The organism is Uniformispora flossi, from assembly GCF_049534875.1.
Classification (GTDB): Bacteria; Actinomycetota; Actinomycetes; order Streptomycetales; family Streptomycetaceae; genus Yinghuangia; species Yinghuangia aomiensis.
The window spans coordinates 15476-38662 of sequence record NZ_JBMULZ010000024.1 but is presented as its reverse complement, the minus strand read 5'-3'; the positions used below and the strand labels follow the sequence as shown (position 1 = coordinate 38662).

Sequence of the window (23187 nt, the reverse complement as noted above, 5' to 3'; positions counted from 1 at the left end):
TCGGGGGGCTCGGGGGCTCGGGCGTGATCGCGTGGTCGGGCGCAGGCCGCGTCAGGCGTTGCGGCGCAGCGCGATCACGTTGTCGGTGACGGTGGCCGTCTGTCCCTGCGGACCCGTGGCGGTGCGCTGCGGCGCATCGCAGCGCTCGACCCGCCAGCCGTCGCCGAGCTGCAGCGACGCCACGGTCTCCTCGGGGGTGGGGAAGCGGACCTCGGCGTCGGACCGCCAGGACCACGGCGCGAGCGAGGCGTGCTCCACGATGAGCAGCAGGCCGTGCGGGGCCACCGCATCGGCGGCGCGGCGCAGGACGGCCTCGCGGGGGATGTCGAGGGGCGTGTGGAAGTAGGCCGCGCCGACCAAGTCGAACGTGCCCGCGGGGAAGGTCCTGGCCAGGTCGTGGGCGACGGGGTGCACGCGGTCCGCGACACCGGCCGCCCGGGCCCGCTCGGCGACGCGGTCGAGCGCGGTCGGTGCGACGTCGACCGCGGTCACGTCCCATCCGCGGGCGGCCAGCCACAGCGCGTCGCCGCCGTGTCCGCAGCCGAGGTCCAGCGCGGCGCCGGGGGCTCCGGAGGCTCCGCGCGCTTCGGGGGCGAGTGCGGTGACGACCTCGGCGACCACGGGGTTGGGATTGGTGCCCCAGGCGCCGTCGAGCCGTGCGTAGTGCTGCTCCCAGAAGGCGGCGGAGTCGGTGTCGGTGTCGGTGGGCATCGTGGGAGCCTCGTTTCGGGGGTGGGCCGCCGATCGGCCCGCTGCCCCGAGATTGCGCCCCGCCGTGCCGCAGTTGCAAAGCTTCGTGCCGTTTCGGCAAGGTGGAGGGCATGGCGCACGCACGGAAGGACGTCCTGGACGCGGTCGGACCCCGCCTGCGCGAGCTGCGGCGGCGGCGCGGGCTGACCCTTGCCGACCTGGCACGGCAGACCGGGATCAACGAGAGCACGCTTTCCCGGCTGGAGGGCGGCACCCGCAAGCCGACCCTCGAACTGCTGCTGCCGCTGTCCGAGGTGTACGCGGTCCCCCTCGACGACCTCGTGGGCGCGCCCCGCACCGGCGACCCGCGCATCCACCTGCGCCCGGTGACCCAGGACGGCATGACGTACGTACCGCTCAGCCGCCCCGGCGGCATCCAGGCGCACAAGCTCCTCATCCCGCCCCGGCCGGGCGCCGAGCCGGAGACGAAGACCCACGAGGGGTTCGAATGGGTCTACGTCCTCGCCGGGCGGCTGCGCCTGGTGCTGGGCGACCGGAGCCTGGTCCTCAAAGCGGGCGAGGCGGCGGAGTTCGACACGCACGTGCCGCACTGGCTCGGCGCCGACGGCGACCGGCCCGTCGAACTCCTCGTCCTGTTCGGCCACCAGGGCGAGCGGGCCCACCTGAGGGCCCGCACTCCCTGAGCCGCAAGCGTCTCGTCCGGGCGCGTCGTCGGCAGCCGGACCGGGTCAGTGCGTCGTCGCGCGGGCGGAGATGCGGCCGGTCTTGTCGGCGCGGAAGAGCGCGTCGTTGTAGTGGCAGCCGGACGGGATCCACGCGAAAGTCTTCTCTTCGGCGAACTTGTAGTACAGCGCGCGTCGTCCGGCATCGGGGCCGGTCGGCGGCGGGGTGCTGTGCATGATGTCGCCGAAGTGCACGGTGAGGTCGCCGGGTTCGGTCTCGATCCGGACCACCGGCAGGTCGCCTTCGTCGCCCCACTTGAGCCAGTGGTTGACATGGCGGTGCGAGCCGGCCAGGACCATGAGCTGGCCGTTCTCCGGGTTGGCGTGGTCGAGTTGGATGCCCGCCTGGATCAGCGGGCACATCGCGGGGTGGCCGCCGATGCCGTCGTCGGTGTGCCAGCCGAGGTCGCCGTCGCCCTTGACGATGTGCGAGGACTTGACGAACACCATCGGCCCGTCGAGGCGGTCGTCGCAGACCCGGAATCCGGCACCGGCCAGCCGGGCGAACTCGGTCAGCCGCGGCTCGAAGCACAGTTCCTGGAGCAGCGGGGAGAAGCGGCCAAGGTAGTTGATCCGGGTGACCACCTCGTCGCCGGCGGCGTTGAGCGACCACCACGAGAAGCGGTCGCCGGGCGTGGTCTGCGTCCGCGCGTGTTCGACCTCCGCGCCGAACCGGGCGACCTCGTCGGCGCTGTAGACGCCCTTGACGTGCAGGAAGCCCGCGGTCAGGAGGAAGTGCCGCATCTCCTCGCGGTCGCCGTCGGCCGGGAAGCCGCGGTGCAGGTCGAGCGGCGCGCCGTCGCGGTCGACGAGGCCGTCCCGGACCGCGTTGGTGTAGATCGGCGTTCCGCTCAGCAGGGCCCGGATGGCGGGCTCCCACCGCTTCCAGTCCTGGAGCGTGCCGCGGACGAGTTCCGCCCGGTCCGTGCGCACGCAGCCGCTCGCGGTGAGGAGTTCGTTCAGGTGATCGGAGAACGTGCGTTCGTCGAGTTCCACGAGGGCGCCCGCGCCCGCGTCGCCTTCGACCGCGGAGATCCCCTCCGGGCCGGCGATCCACGTGTACGTGGGGCCGTCCGGCAGGCGGAACGCCAGCGGCGGCACGCCCGCCAGGTCGGCGGCGACCAGAGCGCCCCGCCCGGCGTTCAGCGCGGGCAACTCCGCGGTGTGGAACGCCCGGAACGAGCGCCGCGGAAAGGAGTCCGCGATCGCCTCGACCCAGGGAAGGCCGGTGCCGGTGGTGTCGGCGCCCATGCTGACACTCCTCATCCGTGTTACTCTGTAACACGATTGTGTTTCTTTTTGATGCTGGGAGTGCCGGGTGTCCTCGGTCAAGGAAATCCAGTCGGTCAAGAACGCCTGCCTGCTCCTGGCGGAACTCGCCCGGCGGCAGCCGGCCGGAGTCAGCGATCTCGCGCGGAGCACCGGGATCGACAAGAGCGCCGTGCACCGCCTGGCGGTGACGTTGGGGTCCACCGGCTGGCTCCGGCGCACCGCGGACGGCCGCTGGTACTTCGCCCCCGGGCTCCTCGCCGTGCTGCGCGCGCCCGCCGCGGCGTCGCTGGTCGAGGCCGCGCGCCCGTTGATGGAAGCGGCGCGCGACGCGACCGGGGAGACCGCGATGCTGGTGGTCCCGGACGGCGACCGGCTGGTGATCGCCGACGCCGTCGAAAGCACGCACACCCTGCGGGTCGCGGTCCCCGTCGGCACCGAGATGCCGGCGAAGTCGAGTTCGGCGCTGCGGGCGATCGCGGCCCTGCTGCCCGCCGAACTGCTGCCGGCCTGGCGCCGCGTCGACCCCGGGCTCACCGACGGGGTCCTGCGGGCGACCCGGAGCCGCGGATGGGGCGCCAACGACAACGAGGTCACCGACGGCACCCGCGCGGTCGGTGCCGCCCTCTGCGGTGCCGGCGGCGTACCAGTCGGCGCACTGGTCGTGGTCGGTCCATCCACCCGGTTCCGCAAAGAACTCATGCCGGTTTACGGTGAGTTGGTTGCGCGAATCGCCGCCGACTGGGAGCAAATCCACTCTCTCCAAAGATAGTTCGCGACCGTCGACAGCTGCCGTCCGGGCGAATTGCAGCACCGATGCAACCCCGGGTGAGCGGTTGGATTCGCGTGCGGGATCGCCGAGATTGATGGCAAGTGAACGGCGTGAAACGCGACTTGACCGAGAGGCGAAGCTTTGACGACGGTTGGTGTGGAAGAGGAGTTCCATCTTGTCGACCTTCGGACGCGCTACCTGAAGTCGGGTGCCCCCCTGCTCCTCGCCGAGCTGCCCGACGACGTTTTCTCCGCGGAGGCCAAGCAGGCCTGCATCGAAACCCGGACCGTGCCGCACACCGACATGGACGGCCTGCACGCGGAACTCCTGGCCACGCGCGGCACGCTCATCGCCGCCGCGGAAGAACTCGGCCTCGGCGTCATCGCCGCCGGGACCGCGCCGCTCATGCGCCTCGAGGACTCGGCGCTGTCCGACGGCGACAGGTACGCGCACATCGAGCACAGCTACGCCCGGCTGTTCCACGAGCTCCAGATCTGCGGCCTGCACGTGCACGTCGAGGTCGCCGACCGCGACCTTGCCGCCCGGGCACTGGCCTGGATCAACCCGTGGGTGCCCACGCTCACCGCGCTGACGGCCGGCTCGCCGTACTGGCTCGGCCAGGAGACCGGGTACGCGAGCTGGCGCACCATGATCTGGCACCGCTGGCCGAGCGCGGGCCCGACACCGGTATTCGCGTCGGTCGACGACTACGACCGGACCGCCGACGCCCTCGTCGACTCCGGCGTCATCCGGGACCGCGGCATGCTCTTCTACGACGTCCGGCTGTCCGACCACCTCCCGACCATCGAACTCCGGGCCTGCGACGCCGTTCCGGACGCCTCGACCGCGGTGCTCGTCGCGTCGCTCTTCCGCGCGCTGGTGCTGCACGCCTGCCACCGCGCCCAGACCGCCGAGCCGCCGCCGGACGTGCCGGAACGCTGGCTGCGCGCCGCGAGTTGGCGGGCCGCCCGCTCCGGCCTGGAAGGGAGCCTCCTCGACCCGTTCACCATGGTCGCCGGATCGGCCGACGCCATGGTCCGCCGCCTGATCGACACGGTCGCGGCCGAACTCGCGCAGTCCGGCGACCTCGACCGGGTCCGGTCCCTCGCCGGCGCCATGGTCGCCGCCGGTTCCTCGGCGAAACGGCAGCGCGCCCTCGGCCGCCGCCAAGGCCTGGCGGCCTTGGTCGACTCGCTGATCGCCGCCACCAAGCAGACCCGGCCGTACGACCGCCAAGGCCGGCGGATTCCGCCGAGCCGCCGGGCCGCTCCGTCACCCGGCGTGGGGTGACCGGGGCGGATCCTCCGCAGGCTCAGGGCGCCACGTCGGCACCGTCGCGGCGCCTCATGAGCGCGTCGATCATCGGGGCGAAGCCCGGCGAGGTGAGCCAACGCCCGCGCAGATCCGCCGGGAAGGTGACCTCGGGCGCGTGCCAGGACACCGGCACGGTGACGTGCGCGAGGTTGGCCTCCAGTCGTTCGGCGAGGTGGGCGCGGCCGGTGTTGCGGAGGTGGGCGGCGTAGGCGACCGGGTCGTTGTACTGCGGCCCGGTTTGCAGCGTGGACTGCATCGGGTCGGGGAGGCATCCGGGGCGGCCCGCGTACGCGAAGATCCATTCGGCCAGGTGGGAGCGCATCCGCGCGGCGAGTTCGGGTTCGTCGGGGAGGAGGTCGCGGGTGAGGTGCGGGTCTTCGGTGACGTTGAAGAGCTGCTCCCACTCGGTGCTGAAGCAGCCCGGGTGGAACGTGCGGATGTACATGTGGTCGCGGGTGCGCACCGACCGCTGGTAGGTGTGCGCACCGTGGCTGAGTACCAGGTAGTCGCGCGACGGGATGGCCTCGCCGCGCACGGCGTCCGCGAACGACGTGCCCTGCCAGGCACGCGGGACGTCGAGGCCGAGCAGATCGCACAGCGTCGGCGCGAGGTCGATGTTGTAGAGCAGCGCGTCGTTGCGGCGCGCCTCGTCGGGGAGTCCGTCGGTCACGCCGGGCCAGTAGAAGACCAGCGGGAGGCGGTGCGTCGGCTCGTTGGCGAGTCCGTGCTCGGCGTATGAGCCGTTCTCGCCGAACGACTCGCCGTGGTCGGCGCTGACGATGACGGCGGTTTCGTCGGCGATCCCCAGCTCTTCGAGAGTCGCCATGAGGCGGCCGAAGTAGTGGTCCCAGTAGGCGATCGCGCCGTCGAACCCGTTGATCAGGTGCTCGAACTCGGCGCGGTCGCGCACGGCGTCGGGCATGTTGTGGGGCACCGGGGACGAGGACTGCGGGCCGAAGCCGCTGTGCAGGTCGAGCGCGCTGTGCGGGCCGAAGGTCTCCGCCTTGTGGTGCTCGATGGTCTCCTGGTCCGGCCACGCGGGGGCGGGACCGGAGGCGGCCATGCGCTCGGTCCACTCGACGGGCTGGGTGTAGTCGGTGTGCGGCTCCCAGTAGGTGAGGTGGAGGTACCAGTCCTCTTCGTGCGCGTGGTCCCGCAGCCACTTGATCGCGGCACGGTTGACGTCCGGTGCCTCCTCGTCCCCCTGGTTCGCGGTCGCACGGATCGACTCGCGGAAGTTGGCGTGGAAGAAATACGCCCGATGCCGCTCGGCGAACACCGACACCGCCGCGGTGTAGACCCCGGCGAGCCCCAGGTGCTGCCCGAGCATCGGACGGTCCGGATCCGACATGTGCCCGCAGTCGAGCCGGAACTGCGCCGCGGCGCCGAAGTGGCCGATCACGCCGTTGGTGATGCCGAACTGCCCGCTGGTCAACGCCGTACGGGACGGCAGACAGGGGGAGTCGGAGCAGTAGTAGCGGTCGAACACGACGGACTTGTCGGCGAGCGCTTGGAGGTGGGGGGTCGTGGGGCGGTGGTAGCCGTACGGGGTGGTGTGGTCGGCGCGGAGCGTGTCCACGTCGACGTAGATGATGCGCACGGGCGGAGTCTCCTTGGCGCTTACTATGTACTCAGGAATCTATAACGTGAGGAGAGACTGCTTGTATTTGTTGAGAGAGTCAAGATTCTTGAGTACCTAGTTGTGTCACGCGAGCGCCGCACTCCGGCCGTCGGGCGCGGCGACGTGCGGGGCGCCACCGCGGTGTGCCGGGGGAGAGGTCAGTCCGCGTTGGGGCCGTTGTCGGGGTGGGGTTCGTCGCCGTTGCCGTTGCCGTTGCCGTTGCCGTTGGTGCGGTGGCGGAGGCGGGGGCCGGGGTGCTGTTCGCGGGCGGTGCGCCAGCGGGCGGCGCCTTGGGCGCGCAGTTCCCGCCACTGGCGGCGGACTTCGTCGTCCGGGGGGCGCTCGCCGCGTTGGATGCGGGCGAGTTCGTCGCGGATCTCGTGTCCCAGCGCGGCGGCGGCGACGAGCGCGACCATGGCGCAGAAGAGCGCGGACAGCATGGCGAAGACGGCGCCGATCGAGCCGTAGCGGTCGGCGTACGAGTCGAACAGGCGGGGCAGGTAGAGCGCGGCCACGATCGAGCCCCCGGCCGAGACCGCCGTGATGACCGAGCCGAACGGCAGCAGGTCGCGCCACGGGATCCGCTTGGCGGAGAGGACCCAGCCGCCCCAGACGAAGAAGACCCCGGTCAAGGGAGCGCAGACGATCGAGGCGGCGATGTCGCCGCGGCCGGTCTCGATGAGGGCGTGCAGCCAGCCGTTGGCGGCGACGTAGGCGATCAGGCCGGCGGTCCAGACGAGCCCGTTGCGGGTGTTGCGGACGCTGAGGGGGCGCAGGTCCCAGGTCCGTTCGAAGAGCCGTTGGACGGAGCGGGAGAAGCTGAGCAGCGAGATCACCAGGAAGACGAGGCTGAACACGTCGCCGCCGGTCCCGGCGGTGTCGGTGGTGGCCAGCACGTCCTTGACGGCGGAGGCGCCGCCGCCGGTGAGGCCGTAGCGGTTGACGATGCGGTCGGCGATGTCGGAGTTGCCGAGGTGCGACAGCAGCGAGCCGATCAGGATCGCGCACGGGATCAACGCGGTGAGGGCCGCGGACGCCAACGCCATCGCCCGGTCGAACCCGGCCACCCGCTGGAACCGGTTGGCGACCCGCAGGGTGAACGCCGGCCGCAACCAGAACGTCAACGACGCCACGACGGCATCGCGGTTGACCCTGGCCGTTGTTCCTCCCCCGATTGGTGGCGGTTGATGGTGGTTTGACGATAAGGGGAGGTGAGGGTGGGGGAGGGGTGCGACACGGCGGGTTCGGTCCCGCCTCGGTGCGTCTGCAGCCAGGGCCCGCCCCCTGTGCCGGAACGTCACGGCCGAGCCGCTCGCCCCGAGGTCGTTCGCCCCCGCCCGTCCCGTTTGAGGGCGGTTGGTCGACGCGAGGCGACGGGGCGTGTGCGGCTACCGCCTGGTCGCCACCCCGCGTGGCTCGATCCCCCGGCCCTCGATCCCAACCCCGTGGGTGGGCTGGGCTGTCCGCGAGGTTCGGCGGGGCCGGGTCTGGGCTCTGCTGCCGCGTGGCGTGCGGGTTGTGTGGCGCCGTTGGCCGTGTCGCGCGTCCGGCAGGTCCGCGCCGAGGCGAAGCGTTCGCGGGCGTTGCCTGTCTCTCGGGACGGTCGTGTCGTGGCATCGACTGCGTTGCTCGCCTGGCAGTCCCGTGCCGGGGCCCAGCCGCCCGCGCGATGCCGACGCCCCGCGAGCGCCGCACTGAGCCCGGTGGTGCCGCCCGCCCTTGACTTTCCCAGCAGGAAAGTGACACGCTTACTTTCCCAGCAGGAAAGTAAAGGGGGCGTCTCATGGACAACATTCCGGCCGATCAAGCTCGGGCCGCGCTCGATGTGGCCGAGCGGGCTCAGCAGCACGTCGCCGACGAAGTCGGACTGCCGCGGGGCTATTGGTGGGCGATGGCCGCGGGCTGGATCGTGCTGGGGGTTCTCGGCAGCGAGACCCCCGCCTGGGTCGCCGGTACGGCGACCTTCGTGTTCGGCGCCGGCCACGCCGCGCTCGCGTCGCGGCTGCTCGACGGACGGCGGCGGACCGGCGGCGTGCAGGTCAGCGCCGCGGTCGCCGGGCGGCGGCTGCCGCTCGTGGTGATCGGCATGCTGGTCGTGCTCGTTGCGCTCACCGTGCTCGCCGGGCTGGCGCTCGACGCGGACGGTGCCGGCCACGCCGCGATCTGGGCGGCCGTGCTGGTCGCTTCGGTCATCGGCTTCGGCGGCCCGGAGATCCTCCGGGTACTGCGCCGGTGGGTGCGGGCATGACCGACGCACGGTTCGACGAGCTGATCCACCCCAGCACCCGCCTGTCCCTCATGGCGACGCTGGCGGCGGCGGACTGGGCGGAGTTCGCGTTTCTCAAGGACCGGCTCGACCTGTCCGACTCCGCCCTCTCCAAGCAGCTCACGACCCTCGAAGAGGCCGGCTACATCGCCACCGAACGCCGGCTCAGCGGCACCCGCCGCAAGGTCCGCGCCCGGCTCACCGACACCGGCCGGACCGCCTTCGAAGGCCACATCGCCGCCCTGCAGGCCATCATCGCGGGCGCCGCGACACCGTGACCCGCGGCAGCACCCGAGCCGCTCCGCCGACCGACACGGCGGGGCGGCTCAGCCGCGTGTCCCAGCCGTGAACACCGTCGGCCGTCCCGGGCCCAGCGCCAGTTCCAGGCAGTGCCGCGTGTACGCGTCCAGTTCCGGCAGCTGCTCCAGTCGGAACCACCCCACGGCCGCAACCCCACCGACAGCCCCCACCCCCGCCCACACACCACACCCCCCACCCGCGTTTGAATCGCCCCCTTTCCGGGTTTCCTTCCCGCATGGCTGATCGCGGTGGATCCGGCAGGTGCCGCCCGGCCTGTGCGGGCGGGGGTGTCTCGTGAGTCGGCCGGGGGACGGGCTGCCGTTCGGGGTGTGGCGGTTGGCTGTGTGGTGGGTGATCGCAGCGCTGCTGGTCGTCTGTCTGCGCGTAATCACCGCGTCGTTGGCGGTGGCGCTGCTCGGGTCCGCGCTGCTTTATCCGTTCCGTCAGCGCCTGGTCCGGGCGGGCGGGTGTGTCGCGTGAGTCGGCCGGCGGACGGGCTGCCGCCCGGGGCGCGGCGGTTGGCTGCCTGGTGTGTGGTCGGGCTCCTGGTGGCCGCGGTGTTCGTGGTCGCGGCACTGCTGGTCGTCTATCTGCGGGCGGTCACCGCGCCGTTGGCGGTGGCCGTGCTCGGGTCCGCGCTGCTCTATCCGCTCCACCAGCGCCTGGTCCGCTGGCGGCTGCCGCACTCCGCCGCGGCGGCGCTGACCTGCCTGGTGCTGGTCGTGCTCATCGTCGGTGTCGGCTGGATCCTCGTGCGGCTGATCGCGGACAGCGCGCCCAAGATCGGGCGCCAGCTCTCCGAGGCCGCCGACCGGTTGCGCGAGCAGTACGGCTCCGCCGCCGACCCGGCCTCGCAAGCCGCCGACGGCATGCGCGCGTTCGGCGGCAAGCTCGCCTCCGCGCTCGCGTCCGGCGTGGTCGGCGGCGTCGGGATCGCGATCCAGCTCGCGACCGGCGGCATTCTCACTCTGGCGCTCACCTTCTTCCTGCTCCGCGACGCGCACAAGCTGCCCGCGTTCACCCGGGCGGTCGTCCCCGGCCGCTACACCGACCTGACCGTCAAGATCCTGCGCCGTGCGTTCCTCGCCGTCGCCGGGTTCATGCGCGGCACCACGCTGATCGCGCTCATCGACGCGTTGTTCATCGCGCTGGGTCTCGCGCTGCTCGGCGTGCCGCGGGCCGAAGGGCTGGCGGCGCTGGTGTTCGTCGGCGCGTACGTCCCCTATGTCGGCGCGTTCCTGTCCGGCCTGGTCGCGGTCCTCGTGGCGTTCGCCGACCAGGGGCTCGGCACCGCGCTGTGGGCGCTGGCCGTGGTCCTGGCCGTGCAGCAGATCGAGGGCAACTTCCTCCAGCCGGGTATCCAGAGCCGCACGGTGTCGCTGCATCCCGCGGTCGTCATGGTGTCGGTGGTCGCCGGCGGTGCGGTGCTCGGCGTGCTCGGCGCGATGCTGGCCGTGCCGACCGTCGCCATGGTCACATCGATCATCGCGTTGCTGCGCGAAGAGCGGGCCAAGCCGGACGGGCCGGAGAACGCAGGTGTGTCCGTGTGCGATACCTGACAAATGGTGCAAATCTATCGCCATGGCTTCGACGCCCAAGCAACCCGAGCCCGCCGTCGTCCGGCAGCAGGCCGACGTACGCGGCCGCCTGCCGTTCGGCGACACGCAGGACTTCGCCGACGCGACCCGCGGCCTGATCGCCCGTCGGGAACCGAACGCCGTGACCGCCGACGACGGAACGGTGGTGTGGGACAACGACACCTACGCGTTCCTCAAGGGCGATGCGCCCGACTCGGTGAACCCGAGCCTGTGGCGGCAGTCCCAGCTCGTCGCCGAACAAGGCCTGTTCGAGGTCGTCGAAGGCATCTACCAGGTCCGCGGCTTCGACCTGTCGAACATCACGTTCGTCGAAGGCGACAGCGGTGTCGTCGTGATCGACCCGCTGCTGGGCACCGAGACCGCCGCCGCGGCACTCGCGCTCTACCGGCAGCACCGCGGCGAACGCCGGGTCACCGGCGTCATCTACACGCACTCGCACGTCGACCACTTCGCCGGCGTCAAGGGCGTCACCACCCAGGACGACGTCGACGCCGGCCGCGTCCCGGTCCTCGCCCCCTCCGGCTTCCTCGAACACGCCGTCTCCGAGAACGTCTACGCGGGCACCGCCATGGGCCGACGCGCCGCCTACATGTACGGCGCCGCCCTCGCCCGCGGCCCGCAGGGCTCGGTCGGCGCCGGCCTGGGCCAGACGACCTCGACCGGCACCGTCACCCTCATCCCGCCGACGGTGGAGATCCACACCACCGGGCAGGAAGAGACCGTCGACGGCATCCGCATGGTCTTCCAGATGGCGCCCGACACCGAGGCGCCGTCCGAGATGCTCATCTACTTCCCGGCCTTCCGGGCGCTGTGCACGGCCGAGGACGCCACCCACACCCTGCACAACCTGCTGACCCTGCGCGGCGCGGTCGTCCGCGACCCGCACTCGTGGGCGCACTACCTCACCGAGGCCATCGACCTGTTCGGCGACAAGACCGACGTCGCGTTCGCCTCGCACCACTGGCCGACGTGGGGCCAGGAACGCGTCGTCCAGTTCCTCGGCATCCAGCGCGACCTCTACGCCTACCTGCACGACCAGAGCCTGCGCCTCATCAACAAGGGCTGGACCGGCGCCGAGATCGCCGAGCACCTGCAACTCCCGCCCGCGCTGGAGAACGCCTGGAGCACCCACGGCTATTACGGCTCGGTCAGCCACAACCTCAAGGCGATCTACCAGCGCTACATGGGCTGGTTCGACGGCAACCCGGCCCACCTCTGGCAGCACACCCCCGTCGAGCAGGGCAAGCGCTACGTCGACTTCATGGGCGGCGCCGACGCCGTCGTCGCGAAGGCCCGCGAGTCGTTCGCGGCGGGCGACTACCGCTGGGTCGCCGAAGTGCTCGGCCACGTCGTGTTCGCCCAGCCGGACCACGCCGCCGCACGCGACCTGCTGGCCGACACCTTCGAGCAGCTGGGGTACGGCGCCGAGAACGGCACATGGCGCAACTTCTACCTGTCCGGGACGACCGAACTGCGGGACGGACAATTCGGCACCCCGACGGTGGCCGCCGCTCCGGACATCATCGCGAACCTCAGCCCGAGGATGCTGTTCGACGCCATCGCCGTCCAGGTCGACGGGCCCAAGGCGTGGAACGAGAACCTCAGCATCGACATCGCCCTCACCGACACCGGCGACCGCTATCGGCTGCGCCTCGCCAACGGCGCGCTGACGTACAGCGGCGCGCCGCAGAAGGGCGACGCCGACGTCACCCTGACCGCCACCGCCAAGTCCCTTCCCGTGCTGGCCTCCGGCCAGGTCACCCCCGAGGCGCTGGCCGAGGTCGGCATCCGGGTCGACGGCGACGCGTCCGTGCTCGGCACCCTCGCCGCGGTGCTCGACCCGGGCGACCCGGACTTCCCGATCGTCACGCCGTGACGCGTCACGCCACGACACCCACGACGCCCGTGACACCCACGACGCCCGTGACGCCCGCCGCATCCACGACACCCCGCCGAGAGGATCCTTTGTGACCGCCATCCGCAGCGTCGTCATCCCCGTCGCCGACCTGGCCGCCGCCAAAGCCGTCTACACCGCGCTGTACGGCGACCCGCACACCGACGAGGCCTACTATGTCGGCTACTCGGTCGACGGATTCGAGGTCGGCCTGAACCCGCACGGCGACGCGGCCGAGGGGCCGGTCGTCTTCACCGACGTCGACGACCTCGACGCGGTCCGCACCCGCCTCCTCGCCGCGGGCGCCGTCGAGCGCTCCGCGCCGCGCGAGGTCGCGCCGGGCGTCCGGGTCTGCACGCTGTCCGACCCGAACGGCAACGCCTTCGGCCTGCGCGGCTGACACCCTTCCTGCGCCGGACCGCCGATCCCCGGGATCGGCGGTCCGGCGCATCCGTCCGCCGAGGAAAAAACCACCGCGGCGCTCCGATAGCATGATCGACTCATGCCGATTGCCTGGAGTGCCGTTCTTCGCGGGGAGACCGTGAAATTCGCGACGAAAGGCAATCTATTCCATAAAAGCGAACAAATCGAACACATCGGCCAAGTGATTGATGTCCAAAACAATGCGAACGTTCTCGCGAATAGGCCGCGGAACCGCCGCCGCGGTGCGGCGTAACCCGCGGTCGATTCTGTGGATCGTGGTCGCCGCGGGGGTCGTCGGATTCCTCGTCGCCCTGGAAATCGCCGCCCGCCATTACGGCGACGCGGGCCCGGTGACCAACCAGGCCCGAGAAGTGGTCCTCGCGCCCGATTCGGGACCGCTGCTCTATGCCGGCCTGGCGCTGATGATGGTCGTGCTGACCTGGCGGCAGCGCTTCTGGACGGCCGGCCTCGCGGTCGGGATCGACGTCGTCTTCTGGCTCGTGCGCTTGGCCGTCGGCGCCGACATGAATTTCGGCAACGGCGCGATGTGGGTGATCATCGGCTGGGTGGTCGTCGCGCTCACCCGCCGCACCGGCAACGAACGCATGCTGCTGCTCAAGGGCGCCGGTCTGGGGATGCTGCTGATCGCCGGGCACAAGACCGGCGACACCTGGCTGCTCATCACCTCGAAGACGCGCCCCGACGTGCTCGACCCGTACGTGGCGACCGCCGACCACGCGCTCGGCGACCCGTCGTGGCTGGTCGGCCAGGCGGTGGACGCGAGCGGACCGGTCGGCACCCACCTCCTCAACGGCGTCTACGGCCAGTTGCCGCTCGCGGCCGCCCTCATCGCGCTGTACCAGCTGCGCAATGTGGCGACCGAGCGGCGGTTCCCGGCCCACCACATGGTGCGCACGTTCCTGACGATCGGCTTGCTCGGCCCCGCGGTCTACATGATCTTCCCGGTGGTCGGCCCGGTGTTCGCGTACGGAGCCGACGGCGGGCAGTGGGCAGTGGCGAACGTGTGGCCGGACGTCGTCCCCGCGATCGGCACGCCGCATCCGATTCCGTTCGACGAAATCACCCCGCGCAACTGCATGCCGAGCCTGCACACCGCCTGGGCGACGACGCTGTTCATCCATTCCCGGCACGGCTCGCGGTTCTTCCGGATCGCCGGCGGGTTCTGGCTGGTCGCCACGCTCACCGCGACGCTCGGCTTCGGCTACCACTACGGCGCGGACCTGTTGGCCGGCGCGGTGTTCGCGCTCACCGTCGAAGCGGCGATGCGTTCGTTCGCCCGCGGCTGGGACCTCTCCAGCTACCGGCTCATCGGCTACGGCTCGGTGGTGTTCGTCGCGCTGCTCGTGTCCTACCGCTTCATCCCGGTGCAGATGGCCGACCACCCGTGGGTGTTCGGACCGCTGCTCGTGCTGCTCACCGCGTCCGTGGTCTACCTCTACATGCGGACGACCAAGGCGTGGGAGCAGCCCGACGAGCCCGCCGCCCCGGTGGAGCGGCAGGAATCGCAGCAGCTCCTGCCCGCCTGATCCGGACGGGTGCGGTCCGGCCGCACCCGATCGCAGCGCCCCGCGGCCGCTGCCCCTCGCGCCTCGTGCGCGGCATGGGGCGGCGGCCGCAGCCGTTCATCCGACGTTGCCGAACGCGTCGTCGCCGCGGAATTCGCCGAGGCGGTGCGCCGCCGCCACGGTCAGCGTGCCCGCGCGTGTGTAGACCTCCGCGCCGAACCGGCCGCTCGGGCCGCTCACCACCAGCGCCGCCACCGGCCGCCCGTCGGCATCGCGCACCGCCGCGCCCACGCTCGTCGCGCTGCTGTCCACCGCCCCCGCGTTGAGCGACCAGCCGCGGTTCCGGGTGTCCGCCAGTTCCCGGCGGAACACCGCGTCGTCCGGATCGAGGTCGGCCAAGTCCCAGTCCTCTTCGGGTGCCGCCGCACACAGCGCGAGTCCGGCCGCGCTGGTGGCCGGCGGGAACAGGAGCCCCACGCGCGGCGCCGTCCGCACCAACTCCGGGCTCTCCGCGACATCCACCGCGACGATCCGCCCCGAGTCGGGCACCGCGAGGATCGCCGTCTCGCCCGTCGCGTCGCGCAACGCCTCCAACACCGGCCGGGCGCGCGCGAGCAGTCCGTCGCGCCGCCGCGCCTGCGCCGCCACCACGAGCGGGCGCGTGGTGAGTTCCCAGCGGGTGGGCGCGCCGCCGGGGGCGGGGCGGATCCACCCGGACGCGTGCAGCGTCACCAGCACGCGCTGCAGCGCGCTCTTGTCCTCGCCGGTGGCGCGGGCGAGTTCGGCGACGCCCACCGGTTGCTGCGCGGCGACCGCCTCGATCACGTCGAGGGCGCGCGCGAGCGTCTGCAGGGGCTTGACTGCCACAGGGGGTGCTCCTACCGTGGGAATCACTATACAACACAGCATATCGCATGGCGACACATGCTGAAAGCGACACAGGAGTCCTGGTGACCGTTCTCGATCCGGACCTGTTCCTCCCCGACCCGGAGCCCGCCGACGTGCGGTACACGGTGATCTCGGTCGACGACCACGTCGTCGAACCGCCGCACCTCTTCTCCACCTACCTGCCCGCGGCGCTCCGCGACGGCGGCCCCAAGGTCGTGGCGAACGCCAAGGGCGCCGAGGTCTGGGAGTTCGAAGGCACGATCTACTCGCAGGTCGGCATGAACGCCATCGCCGGGCGCCGCCGCGAGACGATGGGCCTCGAACCCGTGCGCTTCGACCAGATGCGGCCCGGCTGCTACGACGTCCACGCCCGCATCGAGGACATGGACCTGGGCGGCATATGGGCGTCCCTCAACTTCCCGTCCCAGATCACCGGATTCTGCGGCCGCGTCTTCGCCCACGCCAAGGACACCGAAGTCGGCAAGGCGTGCGTGCGCGCCTGGAACGACTGGCTGTACGAGGAGTGGTACCGGGAGTACCCCGAGCGGATCATCCCCGGCGGCATCGTCTACCTCACCGACCCGGCCGAAGCCGTCCGGGAGATCGAGCGCAACGCCGCCCGCGGCTTCACCTCCGTCACCTTCCCCGAACGCCCGCACGCCATCGGCCTGCCGTCGCTGTGGGAACGCGCGCACTGGGACCCGATCGTGCGCGCCTGCGCCGAGACCGGCACCGTCATCTCGCTGCACGTCGGCAGCTCCGGCATGCACCCCACGCCCGCCGGAGCCCCCGCGCTCCAGCTCGGCGCCACCATGTTCGGGCAGCTCTCGCTCGGCGCGTGCAGCGAATGGCTGTGGTCGGGCTACCCCGTGCAGTTCCCCGACCTGAAGATCGCCATGAGCGAAGGCGGCATCGGCTGGGTCCCGATGCTCATCGACCGGCTCGACAACATCATCGACCGCTCCGGCTACGGTCTCGGCTGGGACGAGCGGCCCGCCGACGTGCTGCGCCGCAACTTCTGGTTCTGCACACTGGACGACCCGTCGACGATCGCGCTGCGGCACGTCATCGGCGTCGAGAACATCATGCTGGAAACGGACTACCCGCACGGCGACGGCACATGGCCGGACACCCAGGACGTCATCGCCGACGTGTGGCGCGACATTCCGCCCGCCGAACTGCGCGCCATGTGCAGCGAGAACGCGGCGAAGCTCTACCGCCACCCGCTGCCCGCGACCGTCCTGCCGCTCGACGCCTGATCCCGCCGCGATCCACCGGAGTCCCCACGTGACCTTCACCCCGACCGCCGACCGCCTGATCCCGGACCTCACGCCCGCCCAGCAGATCGTGGTCCTCGCCCGCACCCTGTGGCGCGAGGGCTACAACGACCACCTCGCGGGCCACATCACCGTCAACCTCGGCGACGGCACCCTGCTGTGCAACCCGTGGCTGCTGACGTGGCAGGAGATCCGCCCGCAGGACATCATCCGCATCGACCTCGAAGGCCGCGTCGTGGAAGGCGACTGGCCGGTGCCGCTGGGCATCCCGCTGCACCTCGAACTCCACAAAGCCCGGCCCGACGTGCAGGTCGCCCTGCACAGCCACCCGCGGTTCGGCACCGTGTGGGCCGACATGGGCGAGGTGCCGCCCGGCTACGACCAGAGCTCCGTCCTCGGCGGCGGCGACCTGGTGCTCGTCGACGAGTACGGCGGCGCCGTGAACAACGCCGAATCGGCCCGCGACGCCGTCAAGGCGATGGGCGACGCCGACCTCGCGCTGCTCGCCGGACACGGCGTCTTCGTCGTCGCGACCACGGTCCGCGCCGCCCACCAGCGCGCCGTCGCCCTGGAAACCCGCTGCCGCAACGCCTGGATGGTCCGTGCCGCCGACGGCCGCCGCACCACCCCGCTGCCCGACTCGTGGCTGGACCGCAGCCGCCGCAGCGACGGCGACGGCTTCATCGGCTTCTGGGAGGCCTCGGTCCGCGAGGAACTCCGCGCCGACCCGGGCCTCTTGGACTGAGACAGCGCGTGGGGGCACCTCTCGGACGAGAGGTGCCCCCGGTGCTTTTCGCGTAGCGGATCAGCGAAGCGAGCCCAGGTACTTCACGGCGCGGTACGCCGACTCGAGGGCGCCGTCGACGAAGCCGTGTGCGGCCTGGTCGGTGGTGGCGACCGTGAGGCGGCCGACCGGGGTGCCGATGATGTCCGCCGGGGTCGGGCCCTGCGGCCAGAACGCGTCGAACGGGGTGCTGTACCAGCGCGCGTAGCCGTGCGCCCAGCGGTTGGTGGTGATCGCGGCGATGTCCGCGGCCGGGTCGAAGCCCTGCGCGCCGAGGCTGCGCGCGAGGTTGTCGCGGATGGAGCGCTCCATCTCCTCGAAGGTCATCCGGGCGAGCGCCCCGCGCCCCGCCTTCGCGCCCTTCTGCCGGTTCATGTCCGGCTTGGTCAGCATCGCCTCCATGTGCACGACGATCGGCTCGTCCGGGTTGGCGGAGAACCGGTAGTCGCCCATGCTGACCGGGAAGTCGAGCGACGCGCTGCCCCAGAAGCCACCCGGGAAGGACACCCCGGAGACACCGAGGCGCTGCCACGCCCGCCAGTTGGTGAGGGCGATGTTGGCGTAGATCATCGGGTACTTGACCGCCTCGTGCCCGGCCGCCTTCTGCGCGTCGGACAGGTCCGGGGCGATGTACGGGATCATCGCGTTCCAGCACGCCATGACGACGCCGGCGGCACGCACGGTGTAGAGCTTGCCGCCCTGCATGTACGCGACGTCGACGCTGCGCCCGTCCGGCCGGTGCTTGACCCGGACGACGGTGCTGTTGAGCCGGATCCGGGTCGTCGACGCGTCGTGGTCGAGACGGTTGTAGTCGACCCGGGCAGTGACCAGGTCTTCCATCGTCGAGCCGGGCAGCGCCTTGGGGTTGAGCTTGCGGACGAGGGCGCGGGCGACGCCGGCGTTGCCGTCCGGGAAGTGGTAGATGTACGGGTCCTCGTGGCCCCAGAACCGCACGCCGGACTTGGAGATGCCGGGCCACGGGCCGTGGTCGTAGTCCAGGCCGAGCCCGGACATGCCGGGGTAGAACATCGACGCGGCGTCGAGGGCGGGGAACTGGTCGATGTTGACGCCGGTGCCGCCCGCGGTGGAGTGCCGGAGGTAGCGGTAGGCGTCGCCGGTGACGCCCGCGTACTGGGTGAAGTAGGTGCCGTAGCTGATGTCCCGCAGCCGGTTCACCTTCTCGTCGCGCGTCATGCCCGCCATCCAGTCGGTGTCGCCGTCGAGCACCTCGATGAGCTTTTGCTTGCTCGCGTCGTCGAGGGGCGCACCCGCGAGTGTCTGCGCCGCGGAGAAACCTTTGCCCACGTGGTCGCGGCCCCAGATCTCCTTGGCGAAGAAGGTCGCGCGGCCGCGGACGCCGTGGCGGGCGTAGAAGCCGCGGTCGAAGTACGTGGTCTCGAACTTCTTCAGGTCGATGCCGAGGTCCGCGAAGATCCCGAACGCCTCGGGCGGGTAGGCGCTCGGGTTCTCGATCGACTGCGAACCGCCGTAGCCGATCAACGTGCGGCCGTTGACGGTGAATTCGTTGCGCTTGGCATGCCCGCCGAAGTCGTCGTGCGGGTCGAGGATGAGGATCTTCGCCTTGGGGTTCACGTCGCGCAGGTAATAGTGCGCCGCGGACAGGCCGCTGATGCCGGCGCCGACGACGACGAGGTCGTACGGCCGGTCGGTCTGCGTCGGCTCCCCGGCCTTGTCCCAAAATGTGCCGTCGCGCAGGGAGTGCGCGACCTCGAACGACCCGGCGTGGCTGCCGCGCATCCCGGTGAGCGCGGGCGGGTACGGGCCGGCCGGTTTCCCGGCGGGGGAGGCCCCCGCTCCGCCCGGGGCTGCCGCACCGGGCTCTTCCGCGGCGGAGGCGGAGCCGGCGAACGCCGTGCCGGCGGCCGCGGCGCCGACCGCCACCGCCACGCCGTCGAGGAAGTCGCGCCGGGTGATCCGGCGCTTCATCCCCAACTCTTCGTCCGACCAAGAGGATTCGTGCATGAGTAGACCGCCCTCGGAACAGGTGGCTGGTATGCCAGGGGACTGTAACGAGGCGGCGGCGTAAGCGGAAGGCCTAATGCCCACGGCGTTGACGTAATTTGTGGGCGGGGCGGAACAGGCCGCGGGCTCCGGCGCCGCCCGCGGGCCGGGCGCTGTGAAGTCCCCGAAACGCGAGGTCTACAAGCGGAGTTTGCGGCGCGGCGGGGGGACGTCGAGGTCGGTGGCCCGGGGCGGTTCGGGGCCGTCGGGGCCCCAGCGGAGCAGGCGGCGGATCGGGAGGATGACGTGCGTGTGTCCGTACATCTGCGCGGGATAGGTTCGTCCCGCCGCGTCGAGGACCGGCACGGCCTCGTCATATGCCGCGCGCACCGGATGACCGGCGGGCAGCCGTTCCTCGGCCATGGGCACGTCCTGGAAGGGGCGGCAGCGGAGCACGGCCGACCGCGGGGTCGAGCAGGGCAATCCGATCGGGATCCAGCCGTCGCCGCTCCGCCGTACGACCCGCCAGCCCCACGGGAGGAAGAAGGCGTCGGGGTACCGCGCCTGCACCGGCCGGTCGGGCGCCGGCCCCGACGGTTTCAGCAGCGCCGGATCCAGGAAGTAGGGGTAGTCCAAGGCGACCGTTCCTTCGCCGGACGCATCGAGCGGGCGCGTCACCGCCGCATGGCGATCGACAGGAGGTTCGCCGCGGCCGGGCGCGTCCAGACGCACATACCCGTCCGCCCGGACCACGCGGTAGCGGGTTCCGTGCACGACGAGATCGTTCGCCCGACCCTCCCGGAGCATCCGAATGCCGGCCTTGACCCGTCGGCGGTGTGCGCGGTCGTGCCGTTGTTGCAGGGCCGCGATCCACAGCCGGAAAACGAGGCTGTTGCGCGCATCCTGCGGCGTCTCGCTCATGATGCCGCACATGACGTCCCGGCGGTCCGCGTCTTCCGGCGCCTCGGCGAGCACGCCGAAGAAGGTGTCGAGCCGCAGGAAGCAGCCTGAGCCGGCCGACGCGTTCGCGCTGTCGGCCGGCCGCTCGGGCGGTGTGGCTTCCCGGTGTTCCCGGGATGCGTCCGCGCGGCGCTCGATGGCGCCGGTCCCGTAGATGTTCATGAATCGGATCGTGGCGCAGTCCGCGTGAATCCGGCAGGTGTTCGGCCCCCTCGGCGCGCGGCGGGCGTGACCCGTTGCGTCAGGCGTCCGGGCGGGCCAGCGCGACCAGTTCGTACTCCTCCATGGCCACCAGCTGGACCTTCGTCACCTTCAGGCTCTCGCTGCGGACCGCGGCCTGCGCCGCGCGGGAGGCGGCCATCGCCGCCCGGTCGCGGAAGAGGGTGCCGACGAGGGCGCAGCCGGCCTCGGCGTTCATGAAGAGCGTCGCGCCGACCAGGCCGTCGATGGCCTCCAGCTTCGGGCGGCCGACGCCGACGAAGGTGTCGGCGAAGTGCTCGGCTTCGGAGGGGTCGAACTCCAGGCGGCCCGTGCGCATTCCGGCGCCCGGGCCGAGCTGCGGGGCAGGGGTGTACGACACCGCCTCCCACTCCTCGGTGGCCACCGTCGCAGCGAACGGCGCCAGCAGCGCCCGGCGCCGCTCGCCCAGCTGCCGGTCGCTGGCCGCGCGGGCGTGGTCGCTGTCCCACCACGAGCCGATGAGGATCTTGCCGAGGTCGCGGTCGGCGAACAGGCCGAAGCGGCGGAAGCCGGGCTGGGCCTGCAGGAGCCCGGGGGCTTCGCTGCGCAGTCCGTCGAGTGCGGCGTCGATCCGGGCGGGGTCGCCGGTGGCGTACGTGGTGCGCACGTACATGGGGTCCTGCATGGTTCGTCCCTCTCTCGTCCCGCTCCGGGGCCGGCGGACCGGCGCCGATGGCTTTCCGTTCCATCGGACGCCGGAGAACCATGACGCGCAACGCCGGTGCGCCGTCCGGGGCAGCGGGGACCCCCGGTCGGCTCAGGCGGTCGCCGCCGCGCCGGCCGGCGGGATGGGCGCGAACAGCGGCGGCTCTTCGTGCGGGAAGAGCACGGTGGGGCCGTAGAGCCAGTCGACGAAGGAGTAGTCGTAGGTGTCCCGGGCCCGCAGCAAGGCGTTGCGCCGAGTGCGCGGGACGCCGTCGAGGTGCCAGAGTTCGCCCCACTTGCGCGACGTGGTGACGACGCGGCGGCAGTGCTCGGGGCGGTGGTCGCCGCCAGCGAGGTCCTTTCGGATCTGACATGGCTGGTCGCCCAGGCCGAGGCGTGATCCGCCCCGCGAGGCTGCGCAAGACGGGTGAAGTCCGGACGCCGTCCCGGTGATCCGCGTTTGCCTCCGCATCCCCCGGGAAGCCCTGGACCCGCGGCCGAGCGAGGGATCGGAGGCATACCGTGCTGGACCAGGACAGCGGGAAGCCCACTGTCACGACACGCGTACCCGGGCGGTTGGACCGGCTGCCGTGGTCGGTGTGGCACACCCGGATTCTCATCGGTCTGGGTTCGGTATGGATCCTCGACGGGCTTGAGGTCACCGTCGTCGGGAACGTCGCCGGGCGGTTGTCGGAGCCCGGGAGCGGGCTGGACATCACCTCCGCGCAGGTCACCGGCCCGGCCGCGGCGCTGTACGTTGCCGGGGCCTGCGTCGGCGCGTTGGTGTTCGCGTGGCTGACCGACCGCTATGGCCGCAAGAAGCTGTTCATGGTCACCCTGGGGGTGTACCTCGCCGGTACCGCGCTGACCGCGCTGTCGGTCGAGGCGTGGATGTTCTTCGCGTTCCGGTTCGTCACCGGCTTCGGGATCGGCGGCGAATACGCCGCCATCAACTCGGCGATCGACGAACTCATGCCCGCGCGCTTCCGCGGGCGGGTCGACCTCGCCGTGAACGGCACGTTCTGGGCGGGCGCGGCGGCCGGTGCGCTGCTGTCGGTGTTCATGCTCAACACCGCCTACTTCCCGATCAACGTCGGTTGGCGGCTCACCTTCGGACTCGGCGTGGTGCTCGGCTTCGTCATCCTGCTGGTGCGCCGCCACGTGCCCGAATCACCACGCTGGCTCTGCCTGCACGGCCGGGCCGACGAGGCCGAGGAACTCGTCGACGACGCCGAGGAACGCATCGTCGAGCATGCGCGGGAGCACGGCAAGGACGTGGAACTCGCGCCGGTCACCCGGGATCTGACGATCGACCCGAACAAGGACGCCGGGCTGGGGGCGATCGCCCGCACCCTGGTGCGCGACTATCCCAAGCGTTCGGTGCTGGGCTTCGCGCTGTTCGTCGGGCAGGCGTTCCTCTACAACGCGATCACCTTCGGCTTCGGCTCGATCCTGGAGAAGTTCTACGACGTCCCGAGCGATCGCACCGGCTACTACTTCGCGGTCATCGCGGTCGGCAACCTGCTCGGCCCGCTGCTCCTCGGGCACCTGTTCGACACCGTGGGCCGCCGCGTCATGATCACCACGACGTACATCGGCAGCGGCGTGCTGCTCTTCGGCACCGCGTGGCTGTTCGGCGCCGGGCACCTGAACGCGGTGACGCTGACGGCTTGCTGGTGCGCGGTGCTGTTCGTCGCGTCGACCGGGGCGAGCAGCGCGTACCTGACGGTGTCCGAGATCTTCCCGATGGAAGCCCGGGCGTCCGCCATCGCGCTGTTCTACGCGGTCGGCACCGCGGCCGGCGGGATCGCCGGGCCGCTGGTGTTCTCCGACCTCACCAAGACCGGCGTCGTGTCGGACACCGTGCTGGCGTTCTGCATCGGGGCCGCGCTGATGGTCGCGGCGGGCCTCGTGGCGGCGTTCCTCGCGGTGCGCGCGGAACGCCGCTCGTTGGAGGACATCGCCGCGCCGCTGACCTCCGTGCCGCGGAAGGCGGTTCCGTAGCGGTCCGGCGG

The 23187-nt window shown here is 71.5% G+C and carries 22 protein-coding genes; 13 read left to right on the top strand and 9 right to left on the bottom strand.

What is annotated here, in order from left to right:
• Positions 1-51: 51 nt before the first annotated feature.
• Positions 52-711 (bottom strand): SAM-dependent methyltransferase, encoded by a 660-nt coding sequence (locus ACPA54_RS34495; protein ID WP_423535795.1) that lies wholly within the window; start codon positions 709-711, stop codon positions 52-54.
• Positions 712-821: 110 nt separating this feature from the next.
• Between ACPA54_RS34495 and ACPA54_RS34490 the strand changes: the two genes are divergently transcribed.
• Complete coding sequence (locus ACPA54_RS34490) at positions 822-1394, top strand: helix-turn-helix domain-containing protein (protein WP_423535793.1); 573 nt, start codon at positions 822-824, stop codon at positions 1392-1394.
• Positions 1395-1439: 45 nt separating this feature from the next.
• Here ACPA54_RS34490 and ACPA54_RS34485 read toward each other — a convergent pair whose 3' ends face one another.
• On the bottom strand, positions 1440-2684 hold the full coding sequence (locus ACPA54_RS34485; RefSeq protein ID WP_423535791.1) for a phytanoyl-CoA dioxygenase family protein: 1245 nt from the start codon (positions 2682-2684) through the stop codon (positions 1440-1442).
• 67 nt (positions 2685-2751) lie between these two features.
• On the opposite strand from ACPA54_RS34485, the gene ACPA54_RS34480 reads away from it, so the two are divergent.
• Entirely contained in the window at positions 2752-3474 is a 723-nt protein-coding gene (locus ACPA54_RS34480) for an IclR family transcriptional regulator (protein ID WP_423535789.1), read from the top strand.
• 141 nt (positions 3475-3615) lie between these two features.
• Positions 3616-4764 carry a carboxylate-amine ligase gene (locus ACPA54_RS34475; RefSeq protein WP_423535787.1) on the top strand — a complete coding sequence of 383 codons (1149 nt, stop codon included), beginning with the start codon at positions 3616-3618 and terminating at the stop codon, positions 4762-4764.
• Between the two features lie 22 nt (positions 4765-4786).
• Here the strand turns inward: ACPA54_RS34475 and ACPA54_RS34470 are convergent, their stop codons facing one another.
• Entirely contained in the window at positions 4787-6388 is a 1602-nt protein-coding gene (locus ACPA54_RS34470; protein WP_423535786.1) for a sulfatase family protein, read from the bottom strand.
• Between the two features lie 179 nt (positions 6389-6567).
• A complete protein-coding gene (locus ACPA54_RS34465) occupies positions 6568-7542 on the bottom strand; it encodes a YhjD/YihY/BrkB family envelope integrity protein (RefSeq protein ID WP_423535784.1) in 975 nt (324 codons plus the stop codon).
• 650 nt (positions 7543-8192) lie between these two features.
• Here ACPA54_RS34465 and ACPA54_RS34460 point away from each other — a divergent pair.
• The 7 genes from ACPA54_RS34460 to ACPA54_RS34430 all read left to right on the top strand — a co-directional run bounded on the left by ACPA54_RS34460 (position 8193) and on the right by ACPA54_RS34430 (position 14437).
• Positions 8193-8657, top strand: coding sequence for a hypothetical protein (locus ACPA54_RS34460; protein WP_423535782.1), 465 nt, complete (start codon positions 8193-8195; stop codon positions 8655-8657).
• Positions 8654-8953 carry a transcriptional regulator gene (locus ACPA54_RS34455; RefSeq protein WP_345680467.1) on the top strand — a complete coding sequence of 100 codons (300 nt, stop codon included), beginning with the start codon at positions 8654-8656 and terminating at the stop codon, positions 8951-8953. Before ACPA54_RS34460 ends, ACPA54_RS34455 begins: the two co-directional genes overlap by 4 nt.
• A 316-nt stretch (positions 8954-9269) precedes the next feature.
• A complete protein-coding gene (locus ACPA54_RS34450; RefSeq protein ID WP_423535780.1) occupies positions 9270-9455 on the top strand; it encodes a hypothetical protein in 186 nt (61 codons plus the stop codon).
• Positions 9452-10534, top strand: coding sequence for an AI-2E family transporter (locus tag ACPA54_RS34445; protein WP_423535778.1), 1083 nt, complete (start codon positions 9452-9454; stop codon positions 10532-10534). The genes ACPA54_RS34450 and ACPA54_RS34445 overlap by 4 nt, the downstream gene beginning before the upstream one ends.
• 22 nt (positions 10535-10556) lie before the next feature.
• The gene (locus ACPA54_RS34440; RefSeq protein ID WP_423535777.1) at positions 10557-12449 is read left to right on the top strand and encodes an alkyl/aryl-sulfatase; all 1893 of its coding nucleotides are present in this window, start codon (positions 10557-10559) and stop codon (positions 12447-12449) included.
• A gap of 91 nt (positions 12450-12540) precedes the next feature.
• Complete coding sequence (locus tag ACPA54_RS34435; protein WP_423535775.1) at positions 12541-12867, top strand: VOC family protein; 327 nt, start codon at positions 12541-12543, stop codon at positions 12865-12867.
• A 208-nt stretch (positions 12868-13075) separates the two neighbouring features.
• Positions 13076-14437 (top strand): phosphatase PAP2 family protein, encoded by a 1362-nt coding sequence (locus ACPA54_RS34430; RefSeq protein ID WP_423535773.1) that lies wholly within the window; start codon positions 13076-13078, stop codon positions 14435-14437.
• A 96-nt stretch (positions 14438-14533) separates the two neighbouring features.
• Here the strand turns inward: ACPA54_RS34430 and ACPA54_RS34425 are convergent, their stop codons facing one another.
• Entirely contained in the window at positions 14534-15283 is a 750-nt protein-coding gene (locus ACPA54_RS34425) for an IclR family transcriptional regulator (protein WP_423535771.1), read from the bottom strand.
• A gap of 83 nt (positions 15284-15366) precedes the next feature.
• Here ACPA54_RS34425 and ACPA54_RS34420 point away from each other — a divergent pair, with 83 nt between their 5' ends.
• Together ACPA54_RS34420 and ACPA54_RS34415 are read left to right on the top strand one after the other, a co-directional pair.
• Positions 15367-16563, top strand: coding sequence for an amidohydrolase family protein (locus ACPA54_RS34420; protein ID WP_423535769.1), 1197 nt, complete (start codon positions 15367-15369; stop codon positions 16561-16563).
• A 28-nt stretch (positions 16564-16591) separates the two neighbouring features.
• Complete coding sequence (locus ACPA54_RS34415; RefSeq protein WP_423535767.1) at positions 16592-17326, top strand: class II aldolase/adducin family protein; 735 nt, start codon at positions 16592-16594, stop codon at positions 17324-17326.
• A 60-nt stretch (positions 17327-17386) separates the two neighbouring features.
• Here ACPA54_RS34415 and ACPA54_RS34410 read toward each other — a convergent pair whose 3' ends face one another.
• The 4 genes from ACPA54_RS34410 to ACPA54_RS39055 form a co-directional block, all read right to left on the bottom strand.
• The gene (locus tag ACPA54_RS34410) at positions 17387-19348 is read right to left on the bottom strand and encodes an NAD(P)-binding protein (protein WP_423535765.1); all 1962 of its coding nucleotides are present in this window, start codon (positions 19346-19348) and stop codon (positions 17387-17389) included.
• A gap of 177 nt (positions 19349-19525) precedes the next feature.
• Complete coding sequence (locus ACPA54_RS34405) at positions 19526-20449, bottom strand: DUF5954 family protein (RefSeq protein WP_423535763.1); 924 nt, start codon at positions 20447-20449, stop codon at positions 19526-19528.
• A gap of 79 nt (positions 20450-20528) precedes the next feature.
• Complete coding sequence (locus ACPA54_RS34400; protein ID WP_423535761.1) at positions 20529-21152, bottom strand: hypothetical protein; 624 nt, start codon at positions 21150-21152, stop codon at positions 20529-20531.
• Between the two features lie 132 nt (positions 21153-21284).
• Positions 21285-21644 carry a hypothetical protein gene (locus ACPA54_RS39055; RefSeq protein WP_479729427.1) on the bottom strand — a complete coding sequence of 120 codons (360 nt, stop codon included), beginning with the start codon at positions 21642-21644 and terminating at the stop codon, positions 21285-21287.
• 50 nt (positions 21645-21694) lie between these two features.
• Here ACPA54_RS39055 and ACPA54_RS34390 point away from each other — a divergent pair, with 50 nt between their 5' ends.
• The gene (locus ACPA54_RS34390; protein ID WP_423535759.1) at positions 21695-23176 is read left to right on the top strand and encodes an MFS transporter; all 1482 of its coding nucleotides are present in this window, start codon (positions 21695-21697) and stop codon (positions 23174-23176) included.
• The last annotated feature ends 11 nt before the right edge of the window (positions 23177-23187 follow it).

Coding starts and splice junctions, on each gene's coding strand:
- ACPA54_RS34495 (WP_423535795.1), bottom strand. CDS start 711: ATGCCCACCGACACCGACACCGACTCCGCCGCCTTCTGGGAGCAGCAC.
- ACPA54_RS34490 (WP_423535793.1), top strand. CDS start 822: ATGGCGCACGCACGGAAGGACGTCCTGGACGCGGTCGGACCCCGCCTG.
- ACPA54_RS34485 (WP_423535791.1), bottom strand. CDS start 2,684: ATGGGCGCCGACACCACCGGCACCGGCCTTCCCTGGGTCGAGGCGATC.
- ACPA54_RS34460 (WP_423535782.1), top strand. CDS start 8,193: ATGGACAACATTCCGGCCGATCAAGCTCGGGCCGCGCTCGATGTGGCC.
- ACPA54_RS34455 (WP_345680467.1), top strand. CDS start 8,654: ATGACCGACGCACGGTTCGACGAGCTGATCCACCCCAGCACCCGCCTG.
- ACPA54_RS34440 (WP_423535777.1), top strand. CDS start 10,557: ATGGCTTCGACGCCCAAGCAACCCGAGCCCGCCGTCGTCCGGCAGCAG.
- ACPA54_RS34410 (WP_423535765.1), bottom strand. CDS start 19,348: ATGCACGAATCCTCTTGGTCGGACGAAGAGTTGGGGATGAAGCGCCGG.
- ACPA54_RS34405 (WP_423535763.1), bottom strand. CDS start 20,449: ATGAACATCTACGGGACCGGCGCCATCGAGCGCCGCGCGGACGCATCC.
- ACPA54_RS34400 (WP_423535761.1), bottom strand. CDS start 21,152: ATGCAGGACCCCATGTACGTGCGCACCACGTACGCCACCGGCGACCCC.
- ACPA54_RS39055 (WP_479729427.1), bottom strand. CDS start 21,644: ATGCGGAGGCAAACGCGGATCACCGGGACGGCGTCCGGACTTCACCCG.